10 protein-coding genes are annotated in these 7,350 nt (G+C 39.4%); all 10 read left to right on the top strand.

Going from position 1 to position 7,350, the window contains the following annotated elements:
* Positions 1-271 (top strand): hypothetical protein (locus DW931_RS15845; protein WP_207664434.1); only part of this gene is annotated, 271 nt, incomplete at its 5' end.
* A gap of 18 nt (positions 272-289) precedes the next feature.
* Positions 290-931, top strand: a complete 642-nt coding sequence (locus tag DW931_RS03440) for a single-stranded DNA-binding protein (protein ID WP_118626901.1) — start codon at positions 290-292, stop codon at positions 929-931.
* Positions 912-2,942 carry a hypothetical protein gene (locus DW931_RS03435; RefSeq protein ID WP_118626900.1) on the top strand — a complete coding sequence of 677 codons (2,031 nt, stop codon included), beginning with the start codon at positions 912-914 and terminating at the stop codon, positions 2,940-2,942. The genes DW931_RS03440 and DW931_RS03435 overlap by 20 nt, the downstream gene beginning before the upstream one ends.
* A gap of 570 nt (positions 2,943-3,512) precedes the next feature.
* The gene (locus DW931_RS03430; RefSeq protein WP_118482532.1) at positions 3,513-4,115 is read left to right on the top strand and encodes a hypothetical protein; all 603 of its coding nucleotides are present in this window, start codon (positions 3,513-3,515) and stop codon (positions 4,113-4,115) included.
* Positions 4,116-4,228: 113 nt separating this feature from the next.
* Positions 4,229-4,489 carry a hypothetical protein gene (locus tag DW931_RS03425; RefSeq protein ID WP_118482533.1) on the top strand — a complete coding sequence of 87 codons (261 nt, stop codon included), beginning with the start codon at positions 4,229-4,231 and terminating at the stop codon, positions 4,487-4,489.
* A 1-nt stretch (position 4,490) separates the two neighbouring features.
* Positions 4,491-5,396, top strand: a complete 906-nt coding sequence (locus DW931_RS03420; RefSeq protein ID WP_118482534.1) for a recombinase RecT — start codon at positions 4,491-4,493, stop codon at positions 5,394-5,396.
* Positions 5,397-5,398: 2 nt separating this feature from the next.
* Positions 5,399-5,797, top strand: a complete 399-nt coding sequence (locus DW931_RS03415) for a YkgJ family cysteine cluster protein (RefSeq protein ID WP_118482535.1) — start codon at positions 5,399-5,401, stop codon at positions 5,795-5,797.
* A 3-nt stretch (positions 5,798-5,800) separates the two neighbouring features.
* Positions 5,801-6,352 carry a LemA family protein gene (locus DW931_RS03410; RefSeq protein ID WP_118482536.1) on the top strand — a complete coding sequence of 184 codons (552 nt, stop codon included), beginning with the start codon at positions 5,801-5,803 and terminating at the stop codon, positions 6,350-6,352.
* A gap of 3 nt (positions 6,353-6,355) precedes the next feature.
* On the top strand, positions 6,356-7,063 hold the full coding sequence (locus DW931_RS03405; RefSeq protein ID WP_118482537.1) for a hypothetical protein: 708 nt from the start codon (positions 6,356-6,358) through the stop codon (positions 7,061-7,063).
* A 17-nt stretch (positions 7,064-7,080) separates the two neighbouring features.
* Positions 7,081-7,350 carry a hypothetical protein gene (locus DW931_RS03400; RefSeq protein WP_118482538.1) on the top strand — a complete coding sequence of 90 codons (270 nt, stop codon included), beginning with the start codon at positions 7,081-7,083 and terminating at the stop codon, positions 7,348-7,350.

The following is a 7,350-nucleotide window of genomic DNA, read 5'->3' as shown; positions in this document are numbered from 1 at the left end:
GATTGGAAGTTCTGGAGATTCCGCCCAGATTGGAAGTTCTGGATATTCCGCCAAGATTGAATCAACTGGCAAAAACGCTGTTGTAATGGCAGCTGGATACAAGTCTATTGCAAAGGCAAAAATCGGAAGTTGGATTACTTTAGCAGAATGGGTTCAAGAAGATGGGGAATGGATTCCTAAGTGCGTAAAAACGGAACATGTTGACGGAACGAGGATCAAAGAAGATGTATTTTATCGCCTTGTTGACGGAAATTTTTGTGAAGTTAAATAAAAATTGGTGGAGTGAAAAATGGAAGAATTAAAAAGCAAAGTGACTCTTTCTGGCATTCTTTCAGGGGTTTCTACTCCCATCAATTATATCCCTAGTATGTACGAATCTACGATAGCGGTAAAACGTAAAAATGGCGAATTTGATTTTATTCAAGTGGTCATTCCTAACGGCTTGCTTGATGGGATTGATCGTTCCATAAAATGGGTTCAAGTTTCTGGTTTGCTGAGAAGTAGACAGGTTATTGAATATGGTCGTACACGATTGAGAATTTACGTTTACGTCAGTGAAATCAAGAATATTGAAGAATCAGCAGTGGGCGAAAATCAAATTACCATTTTGGGAAGCATAAAAGGGATGCCAATGATTAAGGATTTGCTTCCCTCAAATATGGTTGTTAATTTATCCGTCAGTATCGATCGTCATGGCAATGAGAAAATAATAGATTGCATCCCATGTGTTCTTTGGTCGAATGTGGCGAAATCAGCGGCTTTCTTGCGCGATGGAGATATTGTTACAATTTGTGGAAGAATGCAGAGCCGGAGTTTTTTTGACAAAAAAATAAGGTTGTGGAGGATAGTAAACGAAATAGCAGTCAATCATTTTACTGTTATCAAAAGGAAAGCGAGGGTAAGAAAGAAGAATGAGCAGGGTATCAATTAAAAGAATCGAACTGACCGATTTCAAGGGGCAGCATGAAAAAGAAATCTTGTTAAATGGAACCAATGCTATTGTAGCAGGTAAGAATGGAAGTGGGAAAACAACATTGGCCGATAGTTGGTATTGGACGATGGCTGACAAGGACTACTTATTAAAGAATAATCCAGATATTCGACCAGATGATGGAAGAGATTGTGTTCCTCGGGTAGACATGGAACTGGAAATCGATGGAAAACCGCTCAATATTGCTAAATATCAGAAAAAGAGCGTTAGCAAGCCAAAAGCGGATGGAACGGTTCGGGTTACATTGTCCAACAAATATGAAATCAATGGTGTGGCAAAAACAGAGAAAGCCTTTCGAGAGGATATGGCAATCAAAGGGATTGATTTTGACAATTTTATTGTATTATCCCACATTGATGCTTTTACGAATCAGAAATTAGCAGATATGAGAAGTGTTGTTTTTTCTATGGCAAGTACGCATCCTGATTTAGAGATTGCACAGGAATGTGCGGACTGTGAAGAAGTGGCTAAATTGCTGAATGATTATCGACTGGATGAGATCGAGGCGATGAATAAAGCCAAGAAGAAAAATGCTGACGAGCGGATTGATTCGATTCCAAACCAGATTAAAGGCTTGGAAATGGCAAAGGTTGATATTGATGTGGCAGAACTGGAATTGCAGAAAAATGCTATTAAAGAGCGGATGAATCAGATTCAGAAACAGTTGGATTCTATTTCTGATGACAGCCAGGTGGATGCTCTCCGCTTAAAAATGAATGAAATCAAAGCATTGATGATTGAAGAAGAGGAAAAAGCCCAGAAAAAAGTCGATGAAGAGTATCGGCGAAGAAAGGAAGAATTTAATCGCACAACATCAGAAAAGGAAGAATTGGAAAGAAGGATTTCTAATGTCCAAATGGATTTAAGACATGCCGAGAGCGGAATCACCAGAAATGCCCTGGAATTGCAGAATGCGAGAGGAAGATACAAGACTCTTCGAGACTCTACATATGATGATTCTGAAATTCAGAAGATTGAAGCAGAGTCATTTGGTGATGAACTTTCCATTTGCCCGACTTGTGGACAAAAAATGCTAGACGAGCAGATAGAACAGGCTAAAGAACAGTTTGAATCTTCCAAGAAAAAGCGGCTTGATATGGCTCGAAAAGCAAAAGAAGATTGGGAACTGCGAAAGAAGGTACAGTTAAATTCAATCGCAGCAGAGGGAAACGCAGCAAAAACGGATTTAGAAGAGTCTCAGAAAGCCAAAGAAGAATCAGAAAGTTCCGTCTCAGTATTGGAAGATGAACTGGCTAAGATTGCCGCAGAAAACAAAGTGGCAGAGGATGCCATGAAAAATTTCCAGAAAACTGCATCAATGGACGAAAATAAAATGTATCAAGAATACAGCAAACAGCTCGAGTCTTTAAAAGAGGAAATTCAGGTTCTTCCTAATTTGGCAGATAAAAAAGCAGAATATAATCATCTGCTGAGCGACAAACAATCAGAGTTAATTTCAGTAGAACAGGAAATCTCAAAATCATGGAATAATGAATCAATTGATGAGCAGATTTCTCAGTTGAAAGAGGCCTTACGGGAAAACGCACAAAGAAGTGCCGATGCAGATAGGATTCTCTTCCAAGTTAAAACGATCCGTATGAAGAAAAACGAAACACTGGACGAAGAAGTGAATTCTTATTTTTCTGGTGTAAAGGTACAGCTTTACACGTACCAGAAAAATGGAGATGCTATGGATGCCTGTGATTGGTTTGTATTTGATGATTCCAACAAGAAATGGACAAAGCTGATTGGATGTGCAAATACTGCTCTGGCGATTAAAGGGAAGATCGCAATTATTAATGGATTGCAGAATTATTTTGGAATGCATTTCCCGGTATTTGTTGATTATGCAGCTGAATTGGATGATTCCAATATGAAGAGCATCAACGCCGATTGTCAGATCATCTTTTTAAAGGTAACAAATCAGGAACTTTCTGTATCAGCAGTATAAAAGACGTATTTACTTTGCTCTGTTAGGTCGTGGAGTAGTGTAGAAAAGTTCGGTTCTGCGAAGCAAGGGCGAAGCTGCGTTTTGAACAGAATAGTTGTGGAAAAGAACGGTGAAGCAGGGATGAGTCTCGTTTAGTCTTGCATCGGAATTGTATGGATGGATTGGCGAAGTGATGATTAGAAAAGGAACAGTAAAGTTGGGACCTGTGGAGGGATAGTGTGGTGTAGATTTGAACCGTTAAGGAAAAGAGAAGTTTAGATAAGTGGTGCATGGGAAGTGCATAGATGAGTTAAGAAGAACGCGGAATTGAATAGAAAAGGCCTAGCTTTGAACAGTATCGCAATGCATTGGATTGGGTTAGTGAAAAAATGAACTGGAATGGCATAGCGCAGAAATGTGACGCACCGAAATGGTACTGAATTGTAATGCCGTGAAAAGGAATGAAAACGCAATGGTTATGAACAGTTACGCTTAGTTTGGTAGTGAAATGGAAAAGCGATGTATTGAAAAGGAATCGCGTAGAGAAGTAGTGTTTTGCTAAAAAATAAAAATTGAAAGGAAATCAGAAAAATGAAAGAAATGAAAGTTAGATTAACATTCACAGAGGAAGTGTTAGGAACAGCAAGCAATGATAAGGAGATTCATGCAGAGTTCATTGCTTCTAAAGCGCCGGACGCACTGTCCAGAGAGGAGGAAATTGCAGTGATTGGTGTAGATGAGGCGATTGCAAAAGGAAAGACCGTATTCCCAAAGGATGAAAACGGGCATCCATTTCTGTTCGATTATCAGATTAAGGGATTCTTCAAAAATGCGGCAAAAGCATTTGGCTATGTTGGTGGCAGCAGTAAATTACCTGCATACAAAACAAAAATTGATAATCTGGTGTTTATCCGGGAGAGACGCATCCCATTTATTATTCCTGATGGAGAAGAAATTGGAGATTGCCAGCGCCCACTTAGAGCACAGACAGCACAGGGAGAACGGATTTCATTAGCAAACAGTGAAACTGTTCCGGCAGGTACGCAGGTGGAATTTACCATTATGGTTATGGTGGATTCGCTTATGAAAAATGTCATTGAATGGCTGGATTACGGGCAGCTGAATGGAATAGGTCAGTGGCATAATTCCGGGAAAGGAAGATTTACTTGGACTGATATTTCTGCAACGGAATAGAGTAGAGAAGTAAAGCGATGTAACGGAAGAGTACCGATTCGAAATGAAAAGGAACTGTTTTGTTAGGAGATGATCGGTTCAGTCAACCAAAAAATTATATGAGGAGGATAAAAATGATTAAGGCAACGGTAAATGAGGATAGTTGTGGAGTTGAAATCTCTGGTAAAGGGGGAGATATTCTTACAGAGTTTTCTAGCATTGCTAGAAGTATGTTTGAAACATTTCCAGAAATAATAGTTAAACACGCAATGCTTTGGGGAGAGAGTATGGCTGATAAAAGCAAAGTTGAAAAGCATATGTCTTCAGATTCGCGCAACATGGAAAAAGCGCTCCGCGCACTTGCGGAAGAATTAAAAAAAATGGAGGAAGTATAAGATGACAGCAGCAAAACAGGAAGTTCAGAAACAGCAGACAGCAACTGATTTGGTGGTAAACAATTCATTTATTAACGGTTTAACTCATCAGCTGGAAGAAAAGTGTAAATACGGAATGTCATTTCCGGCAGATTACAATCTAGCCAATGCATTGACAGGCGCATATCTGGTGTTAAAAGAAACCAAGGATAGAAACAATAAGCCAATCCTTGAAAGTTGTTCACAGGCAAGTATCGCCAACAGCTTAATGGATATGGCAACATTAGGGCTTTCTGTCCAGAAAAAGCAGGGGTATTTCATTGCTTACGGAGGTCAGTGTCAGTTCCAGCGTTCATACTTCGGAAATATTACCATTGCCAGACGCTACGGATTGAAAGAAATTCGTGCAGAAGTTATCTACGAGGGAGATGAGTTTTCTTATCATATCGAAGACGGAAAAAAGGTTTTCGATTCTCATAAGCAGGATTTTATGAACATTGATACAGACAAAATTAAAGGTGCATATGCGATTTCCATCACTAAGTCTGGAGAGCATTATTTGGAAGTAATGAACATAAACCAGATTAAGAAAGCCTGGGCACAGGGGTTCGGATACAAAGAGGGCGGAAACGGCACGCATGCCAAATTTACCGATCAGATGGTAAAGAAAACGGTTATTAATCGTGCATTGAAAATGTTCATGAATACGTATGGAGATGGGTACATGCAGGAGGCAAGCGACAGAAGCGAAACTGTATCATCCGATGATATGACAGCAAAGGATATGGCATACGATATCGAAATGAAAGCCAACAAAGAGGAGTTCATGGAAGATGTGCCAGATACGGTAGAAGCTGAAACAATTGAACCGGAAGTTGTAAATGCGGAAAGCATTTCAAAAGAAGTGCCGGAGTTTATGGAGGACTAAAAATGCCGAAATGCTCAACTTTAGAAGAAGCGATACGTGATATGGAATCAGGAATTTTTGATTTCACGAAAGACGGAGGGTGCAGCAATTGTGGTAATTGTTGTTCAGATTTATTTCCAATATCTAATAAGGAAATCAAAGAAATCAAAAGATACATTCACAAGCACAAGATTAAAGAGTCAAAGCATTTCTTGCCAACGTCAGAGCGGATCGGGTGGGATTTAACCTGCCCATTCCGCGACAATGACAAGCAGAAGTGCACGATATACGAAGTCAGACCAGAAATCTGCCGGAGCTTCAAATGTGATTATCCGGCAAAAGGAATCCAAATGAACAGAGATAGACTGGAAGGTAAGTATAATGTAGTGTCTGTCAGAAAAATGTTTTTCGGGGAGGAATAATTCATGAATAAGAATAATGGTTGGAAAGTTGGTTTAATCGTTGCCGGAATCATCATTGCGATTGTTTTGTGCGGTGTTGTCTGGGTACAGTCGGCACAAAATAGAGCAATCGGTCTGGAAGAATCGGTTTATACGGCTGAATCTGATATTAAGGTTCAGGAAAAGGCGCGCGTAGATAAGGTATACAATTTGGCAGATTGCGTTAAGCAGTATGATAAGCACGAATCCAATACATTATCTCAGCTTGCGGAGAGTATGTCTAAAGGAAACCAAATCGAGGATGTCAATACAGCGCTGGCAGCAGTTACATATGCATATCCAGAACTGAAATCCAATGAGAATTATAAACAGCTAATGCAGGAACTGACAGTTATCGAAAATCAGCTGTCGCAGTACCGGGAAAATTATAACAACGGTATCAAAAAATATAACAGCTATGTAAAAAGATTCCCGACCAGAATTTTCTTATCATGGACAGGATATGAAGTGCATAATTTTGAACGCCTTGATTACCAGGCCCCCGTTTCTGCACCAACAAAATTGTTTGAGGATTAGTCTATGGAAATAAAGAAACGAGAAATCCTAGTAAGTTTAATTATTGCTTTCATAATGCTCATTGTTGGGATTTTTATTTCTGGGAAGATCAACGACGTGGGAGATTCCAAGCAAGAGACTTATCAGAAAGCCATTCAGATAGAAGAACCGGAGCTGTTCCGATATTGCATGAGTGTAAATTCTGGAAATGGTCTGATATATGGAGAACTAAAAGCAATTGATACCGTGAGCGATCCAAACATCGATGGAGAATGGATGGACTTGTATATCAAAACCCAGAAATATACGATGCATACTAGGACGGTTTCAAGCGGTAAATCTTCCCATACAGAAACATATTGGACTTGGGACACAATCGACTCAGAGTCCAAACACTGTGAAACGATCAGCTTCTGCGGCTCAGAATTTCAACGTTCAAAAATAGATACACCAGAAAGCCATTACATTGACACAGTAGACACAGGCTACCATTTAAGGGAAGAATTCTTTGGAGTGGATTCAGTCCATACGGGTACGATTTTTACCAATATGTCAGACGGTACAATATCGGAACATTCGATTTTTTATAAAAACGAAAGTCCGAAAGAAGTGGTTAAATCTATAGAAGATGGCGGATTTTGGTGGATAGTAATGTTTTGGATTTTCTGGATAATACTTACAGGCTTTGCAATTTATGGATTCTGTTACCTACAGAATAATTGGTTGGATTAAGAAAGAGGAGGCTAAATATGTTAGGAGATGCAATTGACAAACTGGCAGAATATGGGGATGAAACATACTGGAGGCATTATGTGAAAAGTAGCGCATCAGATTTGGTGCATCTATTGAGCAAAACAAAAGAGGAAAAGAAATCAGGTAAAATTTTAGAAAGTGCTGACAGAGAAAATTTTGTTGAGTTGTTAGCAGATTTAATCATCAGTGCGGATGCGTTGTCTGTTTCATGCGGGTTGGACGATTCAGTTTCGAAAGAAATTAAAATTCGTCTGAAAAACATTTAG

The sequence above is a fragment of the Clostridium sp. AM43-3BH genome (assembly GCF_003479985.1).
Taxonomy (GTDB): domain Bacteria; phylum Bacillota; class Clostridia; order Lachnospirales; family Lachnospiraceae; genus Otoolea; species Otoolea fessa.
This window is presented reverse-complemented; position numbering and strand designations above follow the sequence as displayed.

Bases quoted from the DNA above. Each gene is read 5' to 3' on its own strand.
- DW931_RS03435 (WP_118626900.1), top strand. From the start codon at position 912: ATGAGCAGGGTATCAATTAAAAGAATCGAACTGACCGATTTCAAGGGG.
- DW931_RS03430 (WP_118482532.1), top strand. From the start codon at position 3,513: ATGAAAGAAATGAAAGTTAGATTAACATTCACAGAGGAAGTGTTAGGA.
- DW931_RS03405 (WP_118482537.1), top strand. From the start codon at position 6,356: ATGGAAATAAAGAAACGAGAAATCCTAGTAAGTTTAATTATTGCTTTC.
- DW931_RS03440 (WP_118626901.1), top strand. From the start codon at position 290: ATGGAAGAATTAAAAAGCAAAGTGACTCTTTCTGGCATTCTTTCAGGG.
- DW931_RS03425 (WP_118482533.1), top strand. From the start codon at position 4,229: ATGATTAAGGCAACGGTAAATGAGGATAGTTGTGGAGTTGAAATCTCT.
- DW931_RS03400 (WP_118482538.1), top strand. From the start codon at position 7,081: ATGTTAGGAGATGCAATTGACAAACTGGCAGAATATGGGGATGAAACA.
- DW931_RS03415 (WP_118482535.1), top strand. From the start codon at position 5,399: ATGCCGAAATGCTCAACTTTAGAAGAAGCGATACGTGATATGGAATCA.
- DW931_RS03410 (WP_118482536.1), top strand. From the start codon at position 5,801: ATGAATAAGAATAATGGTTGGAAAGTTGGTTTAATCGTTGCCGGAATC.
- DW931_RS03420 (WP_118482534.1), top strand. From the start codon at position 4,491: ATGACAGCAGCAAAACAGGAAGTTCAGAAACAGCAGACAGCAACTGAT.